The organism is Streptomyces tibetensis, assembly GCF_007655005.1.
Taxonomy (GTDB): domain Bacteria; phylum Actinomycetota; class Actinomycetes; order Streptomycetales; family Streptomycetaceae; genus Streptomyces; species Streptomyces tibetensis.
The window spans coordinates 167,702-187,529 of the sequence record NZ_SZVW01000006.1 but is presented as its reverse complement, the minus strand read 5'-3'; the positions used below and the strand labels follow the sequence as shown (position 1 = coordinate 187,529).

Sequence of the window (19,828 nt, the reverse complement as noted above, 5' to 3'; positions counted from 1 at the left end):
CATCGGCGTACGCATGTACGGACGCATGACGTATGTCGGATGGTTGCACGGGCGTTACGGAAGCGGTGTCGGGGGTGCTCAGCGGGACGCGCCGACCGGCTCCTCCGGCTCTGCGGCGCCGATGAAGGTCCGCCACAGCTCCGCGTACCGCCCGCCGCGCGCGAGGAGCTCCTCGTGCGTGCCGTCCTCGGCGACCCGGCCGTGATCCATGACGACGACCCGGTCGGCGCGGGCGGCGGTGGTGAGACGGTGGGCGACGACCAGGGTCGTGCGGCGGCCGGCGAGGCGGTCGGTGGCCTGGTTGACCTGAGCCTCCGTGGCCAGGTCCAGAGCGGCCGTGGCCTCGTCGAGCAGCAGCACGTCCGGGTCGACCAGCTCGGCGCGGGCCAGGGCGATCAGCTGGCGCTGCCCGGCGGACAGGTTGCGGCCGCGCTCGGCGACCTCGTGGAGGTAGCCGCCCTCCAGGGTGGCGATCATGTCGTGCGCGCCGACCGCGCGGGCCGCCGCCTCGACCTCGGCATCCGTGGCGTCGGGACGGCCGTAGGCGATGGCGTCGCGGACGGTGCCCTGGAAGAGGTACGCCTCCTGCGGGACGACCCCCAGACGGTGCCGGTACGAGGTGAGATCCAGGGCCCGCAGATCGGTGCCGTCGACGGCGACCCGGCCGCCGGTGGGGTCGTAGAAGCGGGCCACGAGCTTGACGAGGGTCGACTTGCCCGCGCCGGTCTCGCCGACGAAGGCGACGGTCTGCCCGGCCGGGATGCGCAGGTCGACCCCGCCGAGGGCCTCTTCGTCGGTCCCGTAGGCGAAGTGCACGTCCTCGAAGGCGATGTCGCCGCGCAGCGACAGGACCTCCAGGGGTTCGTCGGCGGACTTCGTCGACGTCGGCTCCCGGAGCAGCTCCTGGATGCGGCCCAGCGAGACGGTCGCCTGCTGGTAGCCGTCGAAGACCTGGGAGAGCTGCTGCACGGGCGCGAAGAACAGATCGATGTAGAGCAGGTACGCCACCAGCGAGCCGATCGCGAGGGTCCCGTCGTCGACCCGGGCCCCTCCCACCATCAACACGGCGGCGGCCGCCACCGACGACAGGAACTGCACGAACGGGAAGTACACCGAGATCAGCCACTGGCCCCGGATGCGGGCCTGACGGTAGCTGTGGCTGCGCTCGGCGAACCGCCGCCCGCCGTCCCCCTCGCGCCGGAACGCCTGGACGATCCGCAGCCCGGACACCGACTCCTGGAGGTCGGCGTTGACGACCGACACGCGTTCGCGGGCCAGCTCGTACGCCTTCACGCTCGCCCGGCGGAAGAAGAACGTGGCGATGATCAGCGGCGGCAGCGTCGCGAAGACGACCAGCGCGAGCTGCACGTCGATCACCAGCAGCGCGACCATGATCCCGAAGAAGGTGACGACCGAGACGAAGGCCGTGACCAGGCCCGTCTGCAGGAACGTCGACAGCGCGTCGACGTCGGTCGTCATCCGGGTCATGATCCGCCCGGTCAGCTCACGCTCGTAGTAGTCGAGGCCGAGGCGCTGCAGCTGGGAGAAGATCTTCAGCCGGAGCGAGTACAGGACCCGCTCGCCGGTACGCCCCGTCATCCGCATCTCGCCGATCTGGGCCGCCCACTGCACGACCACCGTCAGCAGCCCCAGCAGGGCCGCCGCCCACACGGCGCCGAGCGCGGCCTCGGTGACGCCCGAGTCGATGCCGTGCCGGATCAGCACCGGCAGCAGCAGGCCCATGCCCGCGTCGGTGGCGACCAGGGCGAGGCTGATCAGCAGCGGCGGTCCGAAGCCGCGCAGCAGCCGGCGCAGGCCGTAGGACTCCTCCGGCTGGACGGCCCTCGCCTCGTCGACGTCCGGGACGTCGGTGGCCGGGGGCAGCGCCTCGACCTGGGCCAGCAGCTCGGGGGTGGCGGGGCTCTCCGCGAGGGCGGTGTCCTTGCGCTCGCGGTCGCCGGTCCACAGCCTGGGGGTGACCCCGCGCTCGGCGTCGAACTCGGCGTCCAGCTCCTCCCGTACCGAGGTGTCCTCCTGGGGGCACGCCGGCGGGGTGTGCCCCGGGGAGACCGCGCCCAGCTCGTCGGGGTCGGTGAGCAGGCGCCGGTAGAGGGGGGACCGCTCCTGGAGCTCCTCGTGGGTGCCGATGTCGGCGAGACGGCCGCCGTCCAGGACGGCGATGCGGTCGGCGAGGTTCAAGGTGGAGCGGCGGTGGGCGATGAGCAGGGTGGTGCGGCCCCGCATGACGCCCTTCAGGGCCTCGTGGATCTCGTGCTCGACCCTCGCGTCCACGGCGGAGGTGGCGTCGTCCAGGACCAGCAGGCGCGGATCGCTGAGGATCGCCCGGGCGAGAGCGACGCGCTGGCGCTGACCGCCGGAGAGGGTGAGGCCGTGCTCGCCGACGGTGGTGTCGTAGCCCTCGGGCAGCTCGGTGATGAAACGGTCCGCCTGGGCGGCGCGGGCGGCCTTCTCGATCTCCTCGAGGGTCGCGTCCGGGCGGCCGTAGGCGATGTTGTTGCGGACCGTGTCGGAGAAGAGGAACGAGTCCTCCGGGACCAGTCCGATCGCCGCCCGCAGGGACGCCAGGGACAGCTCGCGCACGTCGTGGCCGCCGACCAGGACGGCTCCGCGGCTGACGTCGTAGAAGCGCGGCAGCAGGAGGGAGACCGTGGACTTGCCGGAGCCGGAGGAACCGACCACGGCGAGGGTCTCGCCCGGGCGGATCTCGAGGCTCAGCCCGTCGAGGACGGGGCGGTCGGCGTCGTAGCCGAAGGAGACGTCGTCGAACTCGACCGTCGCGGGGGCGTCGGCGGGCAGGTCCTTGTGGCCGTCCTCGATCGACGGCTCGGTGTCGATCAGCTCCAGGACGCGCTCGGTACCGGCCCGGGCCTGCTGGCCGACGGTGAGCACCACCGCGAGCATGCGGACCGGGCCGACCAGCTGGGCGAGGTAGCTGGAGAACGCGACGAACGTGCCGAGCGTGATGTGCCCGCGCACCGCCAGCCAGCCGCCGAGGGCCAGCATCGCGACCTGGCCGAGCGCGGGGACTGCCTGCAGGGCCGGGGTGTAGACGGAGTTCAGGCGGATGGTGCGCAGCCGCCCCGCGAACAGCCGGCGGCCGACCTCACGGAGCTTGCCGGTCTCCTGCTCCTCCTGCCCGAAGCCCTTCACCACGCGTACGCCGCTGACGGCGCCGTCGACCACGCCCGCGACGGCGGCGGCCTGGGCCTGGGCGTACCAGGTGGAGGGGTGCAGCCGGGTACGGCTGCGCTTGGCGATCCACCACAGGGCGGGCGCGACGGCCAGGGCGACCAGGGTGAGCGGCACGGACAGCCACCCCATGATCGCCAGGGAGATCAGGAAGAGCATGAAGTTCCCGATGGTCATCGGGAGCATGAAGAGCAGGCCCTGGATCAGCTGGAGGTCGCTGGTGGCGCGGCCGACGACCTGGCCGGTGGACAGCTCGTCCTGGCGGCGGCCGTCGAGCCGGGTGATCGTGCCGTACATCTCCGTCCGCAGGTCGTGCTGGACGTCGAGGGCGAGGCGGCCGCCGTAGTAGCGGCGGATGTAGGTGAGGACGTAGACGACCAGGGCGGCGGCGATCAGGAGGCCGGCCCAGGTGGTCATGTCCCTGGTGTGGTCGCTGATGACGTCGTCGATGATCACCTTGGTGATCAGGGGGACGAGGGCCATGACGGCCATGCCGACCAGTGAGGAGCCGAGGGCGAGTACGACGTCCTTCGGGTGGCGCCACGCGTAGGCCCACAGTCGTCGTGCCCATCCCCGTTTCGGTGTCACGCCGGTACCTTCCAGTCGTCCTGCTCTGCCGGAAGGCACCAACGCGATCGAAGGCCGTTTTCATCCCGCCGCAACAGTTTCGATTCCTGTTCGAGCGCGAGGGGGCGGCAGGGTGAGGGCCGGGCCGGACCCGGTCAGCTCGCCGCCAGGTCCTTGTGGATGACCTTGGCCACGGCCTGGATGGTGGCGATGCCGTAGTTCATCGTGCTGTTGCCGTGGGTCAGCACCGTCATCACGTAGTCGTGGCCGCCGCCCTTGAACGCGCCGACGCTGTGCACCCGCCACCCGTTGGAGGAGCGCTGCAGCCAGCCGTTCTTGACGGCCACGGTGACGCCCGAGGGCACTCCGTACGGGGTGCCCCAGCGCTGGGACGACACGACCTGGCCCATCAGCTTCACGATGTAGGCCCGGCTGTTGTCGCTGAGCACCGCGTTCTTGGCGGTGAGGAGCTTCAGCAGTTTCTGCTCGTCGGTGACGGTGATCTGGGTCAGGCCCCAGTAGCCGTCCGTTCCGGGCTTGGTCTGCGTCATGCCGGCGGCCGCGAGGAAGTTCTTGATCTTCGTCATGCCGAGCTGCTTCCACAGGGTGGAGGTCGCCGCGTTGTCGGACTTGGTGATCATCGCCTTGGCGAGGGTGTTCTCGCGGTCGGTGAGGTACCGGTTCGATTTCTTCGCGTCCCACAGCAGCGTGGCGAGGACGGTGACCTTGACGACGCTGGCCGAGTCGTAGGCCGAGCTCGCGCGCAGGGTGCAGGTGGTGTTGGTGCTGCGGTCGTAGAGGCCGACGGCGACCGTGCCCTTGCGGGTGGCCAGCGCGGCGGTGATGTCCTTCTTCAGCTTGGTGGCCAGCCCGGCCTTGGCCGACGTGCAGCTCACGGCCGGAGGGGCGGCGGAGGCGGGCGTGGCGGCGGCTACGAGCGGCACGAGCACGCCGGTACCCACGGCCGCTGCCAGCACTCGCGCGCGGCGGGATATCCCAGAAGTCATGCCCCCTTGACTCACGGACGTGGCCGAAAGGTTGCATCAACAACGAGAGCTTGTACGAGTCGTTATCGGGAGCCGCCCGATTCACAGGCGGCGGCCAGCTTCGGCACAGCGGCCTCCCACCGGAGCTCCCCACCATGCTGGGGTGACATCTGCCACCGAACCCCAGCTCCGGACCGCCGAGTCCCCGCCGCCCCCGCCGAAGGACGCCGCCCCCGCGCCGCGTTGGTCCCTCCCCGCGCTGCCGGCGATCCTCGCCCTGGCAGCGGTGCTCTATTCCTGGAACCTGTCCGGCGCCGGCCTCAACAGCTTCTACAGCGCCGCCGTACTCAGCGGCACCGAGAGCTGGAAGGCCTGGTTCTTCGGCTCGTTGGACGCCGGGAACTTCCTCACCGTCGACAAGCCGCCGCTCGCGCTGATGGTCATGGGCCTGTCCTGCCGGGTCTTCGGTTACGGCACCTGGCAGATGATGGCGCCGATGATCTCGGCCGCGCTGGCCACCGTCTGGATCCTGCACTCCAGTGTGAAGCGGGTGTTCGGGCACGCGGCGGCGGCAGTGGCGGCACTCGTCCTTGCCCTGACCCCGATCACGGTCGCCATCAACCGGGACAACAACCCCGACACCCTGCTGGTGTTCCTGATGGTGGCCGGCGCGGCCCTCGCGCTGCGTGCGACGCGCGACGGCCGGCTGCTGCCGCTGCTCGGCTCGGCGGCCTGCTTCGGGCTCGCCTTCAACACCAAGATGCTGCAGGGGTACATCGCGCTGCCCGCCGTGTTCGCGGTCTATCTGTACGCGGCGAGGCCGGCGGTGGTGAAGCGGGTCGTGAACCTGTGTCTCGCCACGGTGGTGCTGGCCGTCTCCAGCTTCTGGTGGGCCGCGGCCGTGTCGCTGGTCCCGGCCTCGGAGCGGCCGTACATCGGTGGCTCGACGGACGGCACCGCCTGGAACCTGATCATGGGCTACAACGGCCTCGGCCGGATCCTCGGCGGCGAGGGCAACGGCGGTGGCGGCGGGGGCGGAGGCGGCGGCGGGTTCTCCGGAACCGCGGGCCTCGGCAGGATGTTCAACGACATTCTCGGCGGTCAGATCTCCTGGCTGATCCCCTTCGCGGGCATCGCGCTCGTCGGCGGCATGGCGCTGTGCGGCCGCGCCCCGCGCACGGACCCCACCCGGGCCGCGCTCCTGCTCTGGGGCGGCTGGACCCTGCTGCACTACCTGACCTTCGCCCTGGCCGAGGGCACCATGCACCCGTACTACACGACCGCACTCGCGCCGGGCATCGCGGCGCTGTGCGGAGGCGGCGGGGCGCTGCTGCTGCGGGCGTTCCGGTCCGACCGGCGGTGGGTGTGGGTGCTGCCGCTCGCGCTGGGCGTCACGGCCGCCTGGGCGGCGGTGCTGCTGCGGCGGGCCTCCGGCTGGAACACCTGGCTGTGGCCGGCCGTCCTGGTCGTCATGGCGCTGGCCGTGGTGGGCCTGTTCGTGTTCCGCTCCGGCGCCTCGGTGCTGCGGCTGCGGCTGCTGACGGTGTCGGTGGCGGCCGCGGTCGTCGCGGCGGTGGCGGGCCCGGCCGCGTACGCCTGGTCGGTTCCCTCGTCGGGGGCGGGCGGCGGCATGGGCGGTACGAACCCCACGGCGGGGCCGACCACGGGCAGCGGCTTCGGCGGGCCCGGGGGCGGGGGCGGTGGTGGCCGGGGGATCCCGGGCGGGGGCTCGAGCGGTCCCGGTGAGGGCAGTCGGCAGGGCGGCAACGCTCAGGCCGGGGGCGGTTTCCCCGGGGGCGGGATGCCGTCCGGCGGGCAGAGCGGGCAGCGCGGGCAGGCTCCGGAAGGCACGCAGGGCGGGCAGGCTCCCGGCGGCACGCAGGGCGGCCCGGGCGGTGGTGGCATGGGCGGCGGTGGCGCGAGCAGCGAGCTGATCGCGTACCTGAAGAAGCACCAGGACGGCGCCAAGTGGCTGCTGGCCGTGTCGAGTTCGCAAGGTGCCGCCCAGCTCATCGTGAGCAGCGGGGAGCCCGTCATCTCGATGTGGGGCTGGTCCGGCAGCGACAAGGCGATGACGCTCGCCAAGCTCAAAGAACTGGTGAAGAAGGGCGAACTGCATTACATCCAGCTCGGCGGCGGCATGGGCGGCGGCCCGGGCGGCGGCTCCTCCGTCAGCTCCGAGGTCACGGCGTGGGTGCAGAAGCACGGCACGGCGGTGAAGGAGAGCGACTACAGCGACAGCACGAGCGGGGACTCGGGCTCCGGCTCCGACTCGGGGTCCACCTCCGGCTCCGGCTCCGGCTCAGCCGCGGGCGCAGGCTCCGACCCCAGCTCAGCCGCCGGCTCCGGCTCCGGCTCCGGCTCCGGCCCCAGCTCAGCCGCCGGCTCCGGCTCCTCGTCAGGGTCCGGTTCGGCCGTCTACCGTCTCGACCCGTCCGACGTCGGCTGATCCGCCATAACCCAGCATGATCGAACGGCCCCCGACTTCTCGGTCCGGGGCCGTTCCCGCGTCCCCGATCATGGACACCGGTGTCCGGCGAACGGGTGAAGGGAAACGCAGCGGTGGGCTACTGCCTGGAGATGAGCACCGGCGACATGAGAACGGTGGTGCGGCTGCTCACGGCGGTGGAGCGGACCGAGCAGCAGGAGCGCACGCTCGCCCGGGTGCGCACGGAGTGCGAGCGGACCGACGCCCGCTTCCGGGAACAGGGCATCGCCCTGGACGTCTCCATCAGCCGGGCCCTCGACGAGCTGATCGACGGCACCCCGAGTACCGACCGCTGTCCGGCGTACAGCTACGCCTTCTACCAGGTCGTCGCGGCGCACTTCTCCGATCCGGCCGACCTCGGCACCTGGCGCCGTCCGGCCTGGTTCCACGCCATGGACGACGAACTGGCCCGGCACGGCGTACCGTCCGACCTGCTCCCGGGCACGTTCCTGTTCAGCGGCCCGCCGCTGCGGCTGCCGCATCCCGGCGACGCGGTGCCCGCCATCGGCACCCTGCCGGCCCGGCGGGCCGCGGCCCTGGCCGATGCCTACGCGCGCGTGCTCGACCGCCTCGACCCCGAATTCCGTGGCCCGGCGCGCCGGTTCGCCGACGCTCTGCGCTTCGAGGCGGAGGAGTGGGAGGGGGCGCGGCGGCCCGGGACGAACCCCGACACCCTGCTCTTCTGGTTCCACTGACCTCTGCCGGAACTCTTGACGCCGTCTTTCCCGCCGGGATACTTGCGGTCGACAGCGCGCCAACTGCCGTGTCGTTCAAGGGCTTTGAGTGAAACGGCGGCGCCGCTTGTCCGAGATCCCGAACGTCGTGCGAAGTTTCGCAAGCTTCGTGACGGCCACCCCCCACAGGAGGATCCGCACATGAGACCACGCAAGGCAGCCGTGAGCCCGCACAAGGCGCTCGTGAGCCCGCGCAAGGCACTCGTCGCCGCCCTCACCGCGGCACTGCTGGCCGGCCCCGGTGTCGCCCGGGCCGCCACTCCCCAGGCTCCCCCCGCCCCCGCCCGGGATCGCGCCGCGGCGGCCACCATCACCTGGTCCCTCGTCCGCGCGAGCAACCCCACCGCGGACCAGCGCTCGGCCTACGACCTCATCACGAAGGCCATGAACGCGGCGGTGGCCCGCTACAACAACCTCAGCGACCTGGGCAAGACCCTCACCGTCCGCTACGAACCGGGCGTTCCCACCGCCGACGGCAACATCAACGGCACGATCCGCTTCGGCAGCAACCGCAGCTACATGAGCGAGCGGACGGCCCTGCACGAGATCGCCCACACCATCGGCGTGGGCACCAGCTCGGGCTGGTCCCGGCTCGGCGGCAGCGGCACCTGGACCGGCGGTCAGGCCACCGCGCTGGTCAAGCAGTACGACGGCTCGGGCGCCAAGATCTCCACCGGCGGCGGCCACTTCTGGCCCTACGGCCTGAACTTCGACAACGAGTGGTCGGGCACGGCGGCCGACCGCCACGTTCACATCGTCGCCGCGATGGTCCGCGACGGCCTGTAGACGACAAGGCGGGGCCGGCCGGCGCTCAGTCCAGGTGCGTCGGCACGAACATCCGCAGCACGGCCGGGAGCAGGACCACCGAGGGCCCGGGCGCCTGAAGCGCCTTCGCGAGGTCCTGCTCCAGCCTCTCCGGCGTCGTCCGCACCCCGGGGACACCGAAGAACTCCGCCAGGGCGACGCAGTCCGGCCGGGCCAGTTCCCCGCCACCAGGAGCGAACGGCCCCCCGGCAGGCCCGTCGGGGGCCATGCCGCTGCGTCAACTCGCGTAGAAGACGACCGACTTGCCGGTTTCCGTCACCTGATTGCCATGTCAGATTCATTTACACAGCCGCATGTCCATGTCACTCTCCCGTTTGCCGCCTCCGATCAACCCGCGTAGATGGGACCCCCACATGCTGGCGACAACACGGATACGCCGATGGAAGCCGGTGGCGCTGGCCACCTCCGCCGCCCTGGCCGGCCTCACCGCGTCCACCCTGACCGCTACCCCGGCCGCGGCCACGACGACCGCGTACGACACGACGTACTACAAGAACGCGGTCGGCAAGACGGGGACGAGCCTGAAGTCCTCCCTGCACACGATCATCAGCGCCAACGCCTCGAAGATCTCGTACTCCGCGGTCTGGAACGCCCTCAAGGTCACCGACCAGGACCCGAACAACACCAACAACGTGATCCTGCTGTACAGCGGTGTCTCGCGCAGCAAGTCCCTCAACGGCGGCGACCTCGGCGACTGGAACCGCGAGCACACATGGGCCAAGTCCCACGGCGACTTCGGCGAGGTGACCGGCCCCGGCACCGACCTGCACCACCTGCGCCCGGCGGACGTACAGGTCAACAGCATCCGCGGCAACAAGGACTTCGACAACGGCGGCAGCACGGTCAGCGGCGGGGGCGGCAGCCTCACGGACTCCGACTCCTTCGCGCCGCGCGACGCCGACAAGGGCGACGTGGCCCGCATGATCCTTTACATGGCCGTGCGCTACGACGGCGGCGACGGCTTCGCCGACCTGGAGCCCAACGAGAAGGTCAACAACGGCTCCAACCCCTACATGGGCAAGCTCTCCGTCCTGAAGGCCTGGAACGAGGCGGACCCGCCGAGCGCCTTCGAGGAGCGCCGCAACCAGGTCATCTACGACACCTACCAGCACAACCGCAACCCGTTCATCGACCACCCGGAGTGGGTCGAGGCCATCTGGTAGTCGCTTCTGCGGCTGAAGTCCCTCGAGGTCCGCCCGCCGTTCTTCAGTCCGAGTCCAGGTGCGTCGGCGCGAACATCCGCAGCACGGCCGGGAGCAGGACCACCGAGGGCCCGGGCGCCCGAAGCGCCTTCGCGAGGTCCTGCTCCAGGTTCTCCGGGGTCGTCCGGACCCCGGGGACGCCGAAGGACTCCGCCAGGGCGACATAGTCCGGCCGGGTCAGTTCCGTCGCCGTCGCCTCACCGAACGCGTCGGTCATGTACTCGCGCAGGATGCCGTAGCCGCCGTCGTCGACGATCAGCCAGGTGACGTTCAGGTCGTACTGGCGGGCCGTGGCCAGCTCGGCGATGGAGTACAGGGCCCCGCCGTCGCCGGAGACGGCGAGGACCGGGCGGGTCGGGTCGGCCGCCGCCGCGCCCAGGGCGGCGGGGAAGGCGTAGCCGAGGCCGCCGGCGCCCTGGGCGGAGTGCATGTGGTTGGGGCCCTGGGCGTCGAAGGCCGACCAGGCCCAGTAGGCGAGGATCGTCATGTCCCAGAAGGACGGGGAGTCGCCGGGCAAAGCCCTGCGGACGGAGGCCAGCAGCTCCTGTTCCAGGGTGAGTTCCTGGCCGGCGATGCGCTCGGCGACCTTCGCGAGCACCCCTTGGACCCGGTCCGCCGCCGTCGCGTCCTGGCGTTCTGGCACCGTCTCCAGCAGCGCCTGCAAGGCGAGGCGGGCGTCCGCGTGGATGCCCAGCGCCGGATGGTTGGACTCCAGCTTGCCGAGGTCCGCCTCGATCTGGATGATCCGGCCACGCGGCTTGAACGTGTGGTAGTTCGAGGAGAGTTCACCGAGTCCCGAGCCGACGACCAACAGGACGTCGGCGTCCTCCAGGAAGTCGGTGGTCTGCCGGTCCTCGATCCAGGACTGGAGCGACAGCGGGTGCTTCCAGGGGAACGCGCCCTTGCCGCCGGGCGTGGTGACGACCGGGGCACGGAGCCGCTCCGCCAGCTGCTTGAGCTTGCCGGAGGCGTCCGCCCGGACCACTCCCCCGCCCGCGATGATCGCCGGTCGGGCGGCCCTCGACAGCAGATCGGCGGCCACGGCGGTCAGTTCGGGGCGCGGCGGCAGCTCCTCTGGGAAGGCGTCCCCACCCGTCACGACGGGGATCGCCGTCTCGGCGAGCAGCACGTCCTGCGGGATCTCCACCCACACCGGGCCGTGCGGGGCGCTCAGCGCCGACGTCCAGGCCGCCTCGATCGCGGAGGGGATCTGCGACTGGGTGCGGACGGTGTGCACGGACTTGACCACGCCCCGGAACGAGGCGGCCTGGTCCGGCAGTTCGTGCAGGTAGCCGTGCCGGCCGCCGCCGAGGCCGGCCGTCGGGATCTGGCTGCTGATCGCCAGCACGGGCGCGGAGGCCGCCGCCGCCTCCTGGAGAGCGGCCAGGGAGGTCAGGGCGCCCGGCCCGGTCGACAGCAGCAGGGGCGCGGCCTCACCGGTGATCCGGCCGTACGCGTCCGCCGCGAACCCGGCGTTGTTCTCCACCCGCAGGCCGATGTACCTCAGGTCCGAGCGGCGCAGGGCGTCGAACATGCCGAGCGCGTGCTGGCCCGGCAGCCCGAAGACGGTCGTCGCGCCGAGCCCGGCCAGCGTCTCCACGACCAGGTCTCCGCCGTTGCGGCCGGGAGGAGGGTTGAGGGCGGCCTCCGTCTGGGCGGGCGTGGGGCGGAGCACCAGGTCGTGGTCGTGTGTCACTTGGCTTCCGAGTCCTTCCGGGCCGCGGCGATCTGGCGGGACATGATCGTGGTCAGTTCGTACGCCGTGTGGGACGCGGCCACCGACGTGATCTCCGCGTGATCGTACGCGGGGGCCACCTCGACCACGTCCGCGGAGACCAGGTTGCAGGAGGCCAGCCCGCGCAGGATCTCCAGCAGTTCGCGGGAGGTCATGCCGCCGGCCTCGGGGGTGCCGGTGCCGGGGGCGTGGGCCGGGTCGAGGCAGTCGATGTCGATGGAGATGTACAGCGGCCGGTCGCCGATGCGCTGGCGCAGCTGGTCGGCCACCTCGTCGGCGCCGCGCCGGTAGACGTCGGCCGAGGTGACGATGCCGAAGCCCATCTTCTCGTCGTCGGTGAGGTCCTGCTTGCCGTAGAGGGGGCCGCGGGTGCCGACGTGGGACAGCGCGGAGGTGTCGAGGATGCCCTCCTCGACCGCGCGGCGGAACGGGGTGCCGTGCGTGTACTCGGCGCCGAAGTAGGTGTCCCAGGTGTCGAGATGGGCGTCGAAGTGCAGCAGGGCGACCGGGCCGTGCTTCTTCGCGACCGAGCGCAGCAGGGGCAGCGCGATGGTGTGGTCACCGCCGAGGGTCATCAGTCGGGCGCCCGTGCCGAGCAGGTCGTCCGCGGCGGCCTCGACGGTCTCGACGGCCTCGTTGATGTTGAACGGGTTGACGGCGATGTCACCGCCGTCCGCGACCTGCGCGAGGGCGAACGGGGAGGCGTCCTGCGCCGGGTTGTACGGACGCAGCAGCCGGGACGCCTCGCGGATCGCGTTGCCGCCGAAGCGGGCGCCCGGCCGGTACGAGACGCCCGAGTCGAACGGCACGCCCACGACCGCGACATCGGCCCGGCCGACCTCGTCGAGCCGGGGCAGCCGGGCGAAGGTCGCCGGGCCCGCGTACCGGGGAACGCGGGAGGAGTCGACGGGCCCGCGCGGAGTCTCGTTGCTGCTCATGGAGAAATGCCTTCTTTCCTACGCTTCATCGCGTGTGTACTGCTATGCGCTGCTTGTACTACGACTCTACTGGGGAGCCGCGACCGGTTCGGACGCGAGTTCGGGTGACCGCCCGGCCAGCCGCTCGCGCCAGGCGGCCAGGACGGCGGCGTCGGTGGCGGGGGTGGCCAGGGAGACGGCCAGATAGGCGGCGAGGGAGGCGAGCAGGCCGTAGTAGACGGGCTCGTTGGCGAGGACGCCGTAGGTCGCCATCAGCACGATGACCGCCAGTCCGCCGGCCACGACCGAGGCGAGGGCGCCGTGGACCGTGCCGCGCCTCCACACCAGGCCGCCGAGGATCGGCACGAGCAGCCCTCCGACGAGGAGGTTGTAGGCGACGGTCAGGGCCTCCACGACGTCGTCGATCGCGATGGCCGTTGCGATGACGGCGAGACCCATGAGCAGGATGAAGGCGCGGTTGCCCTTCACCTCGTCGTGGTCCCCGGCCGGGGCCTCGCCGAGGCCCCGCAGCCGGGACCAGATGTCGTTGTTGGCGACGGTCGCGCAGGCGATCAGCGCGCCGGAGGACGTCGACATCACCGCGGCGAGGGCGGCGGCCAGCACCAGTCCGCGCACCCCGACGGGCAGTTCGTCCTTGACGATGGTCGCGAAGGCGTCGTCCGGGCTGCCGAGCTTCGGGTACAGCACCTTGGCCGCGGTGCCGATCACGGCACCGGCGAGGGCGTAGGCGAGGCAGTAGGTGCCGGCGACGGTCCCGCCCCACTTGGCGGTCCGGTCGCTGCGGGCGGTGAAGACGCGCTGCCAGATGTCCTGCCCGATGAGCATGCCGAAGGTGTAGATCAGCACGTAGGTGAAGATCGTCTCGCCGCCGATGCCCAGCGGGTCGAAGTACGCGGTGGGCAGCTGCGCCTTCATCTCGCCGAACCCGCCCGCCTTCACGACGGCGATGGGCAGCAGCAGGAGGAGCACGCCGATGGTCTTCACGACGAACTGCACCATGTCGGTGAGGGTGATCGACCACATGCCGCCGAGGGTGGAGTACGCGACGACGATCGAGCCGCCGAGGACGATCGCGACCGTGCGGTTCATGTCGAACAGGACGTCGAAGATCGTGGCGTACGCGATGGTCGAGGTGACCGCGAGCATCAGCGTGTACGCCCACATGACGACACCGGAGATGACCCCGGCGCGTCCGCCGCCGTAGCGCAGGTCGAGCATCTCGGAGACGGTGTAGACCTTCAGCCGGGCGATGCGGGCGGAGAAGAAGACGGACAGGGCGAGCAGGCCGAGGCCGATGGTGAAGACCATCCAGGCGCCGGACAGACCGTACTGGTAGCCGAGGCCCACTCCGCCGATGGTGGAGGCGCCGCCGAGGACGATGGCCGCCATGGTGCCGGAGTACAGGGACGGGCCGAGGCGGCGGCCCGCCACGAGGAACTCGCTCTTGGAGCGGGCGCGGCGCATGCCCCACCAGCCCATGGCCAGCATGCCGGCCAGGTACACGACGATGACGGCGTAGTCGACGGCCATGAGGGCCTCCTTCGATCGGTGTCGCCGGCGGGTGACGAGGACTGACCTTAGGTGGCCGGAAAGCGACTGCGAAGTGTACGTTTCATCCATTCGAGCCGGTGCCGGATGGAGGGAACGCACACCATGCCGGATCCGGCGGTTCCGCCCAGCCCGCCCGTCCCGCTGACCGCGCTGCTGGCCCGCGAGGACCTGGGCCTGCGGCAACTCGCGGGGCCGCCGGCCGAGGACGTCGTCGTCCACTGGGTGCACACCTCGGAGATGGCGGACCCGTACCCCTATCTGCTGGGCGGGGAGCTGCTGCTCAGCGCCGGGGTGCACATCCCGGACGGGGCGGCGGGACCGGGGACCTCCTACTTCGACGACTACGTCTCCCGGATCGTGGCGGCGGGCGGCGCGGCCCTCGGCTTCGGGGTGGCGCCCGTGCACGACACGGTGCCGGAGGGGCTGGTCGCGGCCTGCACCTCGCACGGACTGCCGCTGCTGGAGGTGCCGCCCCGGACCACCTTCTCGGGCGTGGCCCGCGCGGTCTGGCAGCTGATGGCACGGGCCCGCCTGGCCGAGCTCCGCCATGTCACCGAGGCCCAGCAGAGCCTCGCCGCCGCCGCGTCCCGCCCCGACCCGGTCCCGTCGGTGCTCCGGCAACTGGCCCAGCGACTGGGCGGGTGGGCGGTGCTGTACGGGCCGGAGGGGACGGAGATCGCGGGAGCCGGGCGGGAGCCGGGGGACGAGGCGCGGGGGGCGCTGACACGGCTGGGGGAGGTGGTGCGGCCCGCCGACGGCCCGGGGGAGCGCCCCGCCCCGGCCTCCGCCACCGACTCGGTCTCCGGGCTCCAGCTCGCCGCCTACAGCCTGGGGGCCGGGCACGGGTTCGTGCTCGGCGTCGCCACACCGCACCGGACCCCCGGCGACCACACCGTCGCCTCCGTCGCGGCCGTGCTGCTGTCGCTGCTCACCGGGGAGCAGCAGAGCGGCACCGGGGCCGCCCGGTCCTCCGCGCTGGTGCGGATGCTGCTGGGCGCGCCGCGCGAGGAGGTCGTGGCGTTGCTGGGCGACGGGCCGTGGCTCGTGGTGCACGCCCGGCCGGACGGGGACGGCACCCCCGACCCCGTCGCGGCCTCCGCCCTGGGCGCCGCGCTCGGGTCCGCCCTGGTCGACCCGGCAGGTGACGTCGTACGGATCCTGGTCCCGGCCGACCGGGCACCGGATCGCCCGCTGCCCGGCTGGACCCTGGGCGTCAGCGCCGCCGTCGCCCCGCGCGACTGGCCCACCGCGGACACGCAGGCCGCCCGCGCCCTGGCCCGGGCTCGCGCCACCCGCTGCCCGCTGCAGAGACACAGCGCGCGCCCCGCCCTCGCCGACCTGGTCCCGACCGGGGAGGCGGCGGTCCACGCCCGCGCCGTCCTCGCCCCCGTCACGGCCCACCCCGCGCTCACCGAGACCCTGCGCACCTGGCTGTCCCTGCACGGCAGCTGGGACCGCACGGCCGTCGCCCTGTCCGTGCACCGCAACACCGTGCGGCAGCGCGTCGCCCGCTGCGCGGCCCTGCTGGAGACGGACCTCGACGACCCGGACGTACGGATGGAACTCTGGTTCGCGCTGCGGCACGTGTGAGCGGCCACGGCGACAGCAGCAGCATCTGAACCGCTACGGCAGGTGCGAGTAGCCACGGCGTGTCTGAGTACGTGAGCGGGGTCCCGCTGAGTACGTGACGCACGTCCCAGCGCTCGATACGCCAGGGACGCCCCCGGTCGGCTGCCTCACAATGGATGCCATGCCGATATCCGGGACACCCAGCCGCGCCGAACTCGTCGAACACCTCGTCAGGACGCGCATCGCGGGCGACGTCGCCACCCCCCGCGAGAACAACCTCTCCCACTACCGCAAGCTGGCGAACAGCGACCGCCACTACTGGCTCGGACTGGAACTCGGCGACCGCTGGAACGACGAGCAGGACGTCCTCGCGGTGATGGCGGAGCGGGTCGGCGTGAACGACGACCCCGAATACCGGTACGGCCAGGACACCATCGACCCGGAGCTGACCGTCGACGGCCTGGAGCGGATGGCCGGACGGCTGCGCAAGGCCGCGGACGGGCAGCAGCGCGTCCTCTTCGCCACCGGCCACCCCGGCGGCCTCCTCGACGTGCACCGCGCGACGGCGTCGGCGCTGCGCGCGGCCGGCTGCGAGATCGTCGTCATCCCGGACGGGCTGACGACCGAGGAGGGCTACGTCATGCAGTTCGCGGACGTGGCGGTGCTGGAGCACGGCGCCACCCTGTGGCACACCCACTCGGGCGAACCGATGAAGGCGATCCTGACGGCCCTGGAGCGCGCGGGCCGCCCGCTGCCCGACCTGGTCGTGGCGGACCACGGCTGGGCCGGCTACGCGGGACAGCACGGCGTGGACTCCGTCGGCTACGCCGACTGCAACGACCCGGCCCTCTTCATCGCCGAGGCCGAGGGCACCGTGCAGGTGACGGTTCCCCTCGACGACCACGTGATCAGCCCCCGCCACTACGACCCGATGACGGCGTACCTGCTCGCGGAGGCGGGCCTCAGCTAGTGCCCCGCTCACGCGGGACGCGGACCACGCCCTCCTGGATCACGGTGATGGCGAGCCGCCCGTCCTGCGTGTAGATCCGGGCCTGCCCCAGTCCCCGGCCGCCGTGCGCGGACGGGGACTCCTGGTCGTACAGCAGCCACTCGTCGGCGCGGAACGGCCGGTGGAACCACATCGCGTGGTCGAGCGAGGCGCCGACGACATCCCCGACGGCCCAGCCACCGCGCCCGTGCGCGAGCAGCACGGAGTCGAGCAGCGTCATGTCGGAGACGTAGGTGGCGAGGACGACGTGCAGCAGCGGATCGTCCGCGAGCTTGCCGTTGGTGCGGAACCACACCTGCGAGTGCGGCTCGCGCGGCTCGCCGAACCGGCCGTAGGGCGGCTCGTCGACGTAGCGGAGATCGACCGCGGCCCGGGCCTCGATGAACTTCTCCACCACGACGGGGTCGAGATGCCCGTACCCGCGCAGCCGCTCTTCTCCGGTCGGGAGGGTCACGGGATCGGGCGAGGCCGGCATCGGCTCCTGGTGATCCAGCCCGTCCTCGTGCACCTGGAACGATGCCGAGAGGTGGAAGATCGGCTTGCCGTGCTGGACGGCGACCACCCGGCGGGTGGTGAAGGAGCGGCCGTCGCGGATCCGGTCGACCGTGTAGACGATGGGCGCGCCGGGGTCGCCGGGGCGCAGGAAGTACGCGTGCAGCGAGTGCGCGGGCCGGTCCTCGGGGACCGTGCGCCCGGCGGCGACGAGCGCCTGGGCCGCGACCTGCCCGCCGAAGACCCGGGGTACGACGGCGGACCGGGACCGGCCGCGGAAGATGTCCTCCTCGATCTGCTCGAGGTCGAGCAGATCGAGGAGGCTCTGGAGTGCATTGCTCATGGCAACTGTTGTACCGGCCACTGACTACGGTCGGCTTACAGGCCCATGTTCTTCGCGATGATCGACTTCATGATCTCGCTGGTGCCGCCGTAGATGCGGTTGACGCGGTTGTCCGCGTACAGGCGGGCGATGGGGTACTCGTTCATGAAGCCGTAGCCGCCGTGCAGCTGGAGGCAGCGGTCGATGACGCGGTGGGCGACCTCGGTGCAGAACAGCTTGGCGGAGGCGGCCTCGGCGGGGGTGAGCTCGCCGGCGTCGAGGGCCTCGGTCGCACGGTCGGCGACGGCCTCGGCGGCGTCCACCTCGGCCTGGCAGGCGGCCAGCTCGAACTTGGTGTTCTGGAAGGACGCGACCGTCTTGCCGAAGACGGTGCGGTCCTGGACGTACTGCTTGGCGAACCGCACGGCGGCCTTGGCCTGGGCGTAGGCGCCGAAGGCGATGCCCCAGCGCTCGGAGGCCAGGTTGTGGCCGAGGTAGTAGAAGCCCTTGTTCTCCTCGCCGAGGAGGTCCTCGACGGGAACCTTGACGTCGACGAAGGCCAGCTCGGCGGTGTCGGAGGTCTTCAGGCCGAGCTTGTCGAGCTTGCGGCCGACGGAGTAGCCCTCGGACTTGGTGTCCACGGCGAAGAGGGAGATGCCGTGGCGGCGGTCCTCGGCGGTCGGGGCGGCGGTGCGGGCGCAGACGATCATGCGGTCGGCGTGGACGCCGCCGGTGATGAAGGTCTTGGCGCCGTTGAGGACGTAGTGGGTGCCGTCCTCGCTCAGCTTGGCGGTGGACTTCATGCCCGCGAGGTCGGAACCGGTGCCCGGCTCCGTCATCGCGATGGCCCACATCTCCTCGCCGCTGACGAACTTAGGGAGGAAGCGCTTCTTCTGCTCGTCGGTGGCGAGCATCTTGATGTAGGGCAGGGCGAGCAGCACGTGCACGCCGGAGCCGCCGAACGCGACGCCCGCGCGAGCGGTCTCCTCGTACAGCACGGCCTCGAACTTGTGGCTTTCCAGGCCCGCGCCGCCGAACTCCTCGGGCACGTTGATGCCGAAGATGCCCAGCTCACCGAGCTTGTAGTAGAAGTCGCGGGGCGCCTGGCCCGCCGCGAACCACTCGTCGTACACGGGTACGACCTCGGCCTCGATGAAGGCGCGAAGGGTCTCCCGGAACGCCTCGTGATCCTCGTTGAACACCGTACGGCGCACGCCGCCACCTCCAGGACTTCGCATGTCTAAGCGCTTGCTCAGCCCAAGATACCGGCGAGTATCGACGAGCGTCCAGGGAGGGGGTGGGGAGACGCTCGTCACGCCGATGGGGTGGGGGCGAAGCCAAGGGGGCGTAGGGGGCGAAGCCAAGGGGGCGCAGGGGGCGAAGCCCCCGCCGGGGCATGGGCGGAGCCCCGAGGCGAGGTCGGCCTCCCGCCCGACAGTTACGGGTGGGCGAGTGGGGCACCCCCGGAGGTGCAGGGGGCGAAGCCCCCGCCGGGGTCCGGGGCGGAGCCCCGGGGGGGGGTCCGGTCTCCTGGCCGACAGCTCCGGGCGGGCGGGTGGGCAGAGGCCGCTAAACCCCCGCCGCGGCAAACGCCCCCCGAGCCATCCGATGCAACAACTCCGCCGTAGCCCCCCGCCCGGGCAACGACCCACCCCTCCCCAGATGCGGAGTCGAGTTCAGCAACCCGAACACCGAGTGCACGGCCGACCGAGCCGCCGGCTCCCCCAACCCCGGGTACACCTCCCGCACGACCCCCACCCACAACTCCACGTACTGCCGTTGCAGCTGCCGCACCATCTTCCGGTCGCTGTCCCGGAGGCGATCCAGCTCCCGGTCGTGCAGGGTGATCAGAGGCCGGTCGTCGAGCGCGAAGTCGATATGCCCCTCGATCAGCGAGTCGAGGACAGCCTCCGCCTTCGCACCCCCGTCCGCCTCCACCTCCGCCAGCCTCCGCTTCGCCCCCGTCAGCAACTGCCCACTGATCCCCACCAGCAGCTCCGCGAGCATCGCGTCCTTGCCCGCGAAGTGCCGGTACAGCCCGGGCCCGCTGATCCCGACCGCGGCACCTATCTCGTCGACTCCGACCCCGTGGAAGCCCCGCTCGGCGAACAGCCGCGCGGCCTCCTTGAGGATCTGCTCACGGCGGGTGGGGGCGTCGGTTCTGGTGGCCATGAAAACAATTCTAGACAGGGAGGTTAGC

14 protein-coding genes and 1 pseudogene are annotated in these 19,828 nt (G+C 71.7%); 6 read left to right on the top strand and 9 right to left on the bottom strand.

Annotated elements, in window-relative coordinates; translation table 11 throughout:
* Positions 1-78: 78 nt before the first annotated feature.
* Positions 79-3,798: an ABC transporter ATP-binding protein gene (locus tag FDO69_RS12335; RefSeq protein WP_104779822.1), complete on the bottom strand. Its 3,720-nt coding sequence runs from the start codon at positions 3,796-3,798 to the stop codon at positions 79-81.
* Positions 3,799-3,932: 134 nt separating this feature from the next.
* The gene (locus FDO69_RS12330) at positions 3,933-4,784 is read right to left on the bottom strand and encodes a serine hydrolase (protein ID WP_104779821.1); all 852 of its coding nucleotides are present in this window, start codon (positions 4,782-4,784) and stop codon (positions 3,933-3,935) included.
* A 142-nt stretch (positions 4,785-4,926) separates the two neighbouring features.
* Between FDO69_RS12330 and FDO69_RS12325 the strand changes: the two genes are divergently transcribed.
* The 3 genes from FDO69_RS12325 to FDO69_RS12315 all read left to right on the top strand — a co-directional run bounded on the left by FDO69_RS12325 (position 4,927) and on the right by FDO69_RS12315 (position 8,771).
* Positions 4,927-7,212 (top strand): mannosyltransferase YkcB-related protein, encoded by a 2,286-nt coding sequence (locus FDO69_RS12325; protein ID WP_104779820.1) that lies wholly within the window; start codon positions 4,927-4,929, stop codon positions 7,210-7,212.
* A gap of 80 nt (positions 7,213-7,292) precedes the next feature.
* Positions 7,293-7,946: a DUF7691 family protein gene (locus FDO69_RS12320; protein ID WP_234387913.1), complete on the top strand. Its 654-nt coding sequence runs from the start codon at positions 7,293-7,295 to the stop codon at positions 7,944-7,946.
* 180 nt (positions 7,947-8,126) lie between these two features.
* Complete coding sequence (locus tag FDO69_RS12315) at positions 8,127-8,771, top strand: hypothetical protein (RefSeq protein ID WP_104779819.1); 645 nt, start codon at positions 8,127-8,129, stop codon at positions 8,769-8,771.
* Positions 8,772-8,796: 25 nt separating this feature from the next.
* On the opposite strand, the pseudogene FDO69_RS12310 reads toward FDO69_RS12315, so the two are convergent.
* Positions 8,797-8,970: pseudogene (locus FDO69_RS12310) on the bottom strand (thiamine pyrophosphate-dependent enzyme); the annotation flags it as partial.
* Positions 8,971-9,166: 196 nt separating this feature from the next.
* Between FDO69_RS12310 and FDO69_RS12305 the strand changes: the two are divergent.
* On the top strand, positions 9,167-9,973 hold the full coding sequence (locus tag FDO69_RS12305; RefSeq protein ID WP_478131775.1) for an endonuclease I family protein: 807 nt from the start codon (positions 9,167-9,169) through the stop codon (positions 9,971-9,973).
* A 43-nt stretch (positions 9,974-10,016) separates the two neighbouring features.
* Here the strand turns inward: FDO69_RS12305 and FDO69_RS12300 are convergent, their stop codons facing one another.
* The 3 genes from FDO69_RS12300 to FDO69_RS12290 form a co-directional block, all read right to left on the bottom strand.
* Positions 10,017-11,708: a thiamine pyrophosphate-binding protein gene (locus tag FDO69_RS12300; protein ID WP_104779817.1), complete on the bottom strand. Its 1,692-nt coding sequence runs from the start codon at positions 11,706-11,708 to the stop codon at positions 10,017-10,019.
* Positions 11,705-12,685: an agmatinase gene (gene speB, locus FDO69_RS12295; protein ID WP_030838119.1), complete on the bottom strand. Its 981-nt coding sequence runs from the start codon at positions 12,683-12,685 to the stop codon at positions 11,705-11,707. Before speB ends, FDO69_RS12300 begins: the two co-directional genes overlap by 4 nt.
* Before the next feature lie 66 nt (positions 12,686-12,751).
* On the bottom strand, positions 12,752-14,215 hold the full coding sequence (locus tag FDO69_RS12290) for a sodium:solute symporter family protein (RefSeq protein ID WP_104779816.1): 1,464 nt from the start codon (positions 14,213-14,215) through the stop codon (positions 12,752-12,754).
* 123 nt (positions 14,216-14,338) lie between these two features.
* On the opposite strand from FDO69_RS12290, the gene FDO69_RS12285 reads away from it, so the two are divergent.
* Entirely contained in the window at positions 14,339-15,826 is a 1,488-nt protein-coding gene (locus tag FDO69_RS12285; RefSeq protein ID WP_170320870.1) for a helix-turn-helix domain-containing protein, read from the top strand.
* Between the two features lie 160 nt (positions 15,827-15,986).
* Positions 15,987-16,775 (top strand): phosphatase, encoded by a 789-nt coding sequence (locus FDO69_RS12280; protein WP_104779814.1) that lies wholly within the window; start codon positions 15,987-15,989, stop codon positions 16,773-16,775.
* On the opposite strand, the gene FDO69_RS12275 is transcribed toward FDO69_RS12280, so the two are convergent.
* The 3 genes from FDO69_RS12275 to FDO69_RS12265 all read right to left on the bottom strand — a co-directional run bounded on the left by FDO69_RS12275 (position 16,768) and on the right by FDO69_RS12265 (position 19,800).
* The gene (locus FDO69_RS12275) at positions 16,768-17,649 is read right to left on the bottom strand and encodes an acyl-CoA thioesterase (RefSeq protein WP_104779813.1); all 882 of its coding nucleotides are present in this window, start codon (positions 17,647-17,649) and stop codon (positions 16,768-16,770) included. The genes FDO69_RS12280 and FDO69_RS12275 overlap by 8 nt on opposite strands.
* A gap of 35 nt (positions 17,650-17,684) precedes the next feature.
* Positions 17,685-18,842, bottom strand: a complete 1,158-nt coding sequence (locus FDO69_RS12270) for an acyl-CoA dehydrogenase family protein (protein ID WP_104779812.1) — start codon at positions 18,840-18,842, stop codon at positions 17,685-17,687.
* A 355-nt stretch (positions 18,843-19,197) separates the two neighbouring features.
* Complete coding sequence (locus FDO69_RS12265; RefSeq protein WP_104779811.1) at positions 19,198-19,800, bottom strand: SACE_7040 family transcriptional regulator; 603 nt, start codon at positions 19,798-19,800, stop codon at positions 19,198-19,200.
* Between the last annotated feature and the right edge of the window lie 28 nt (positions 19,801-19,828).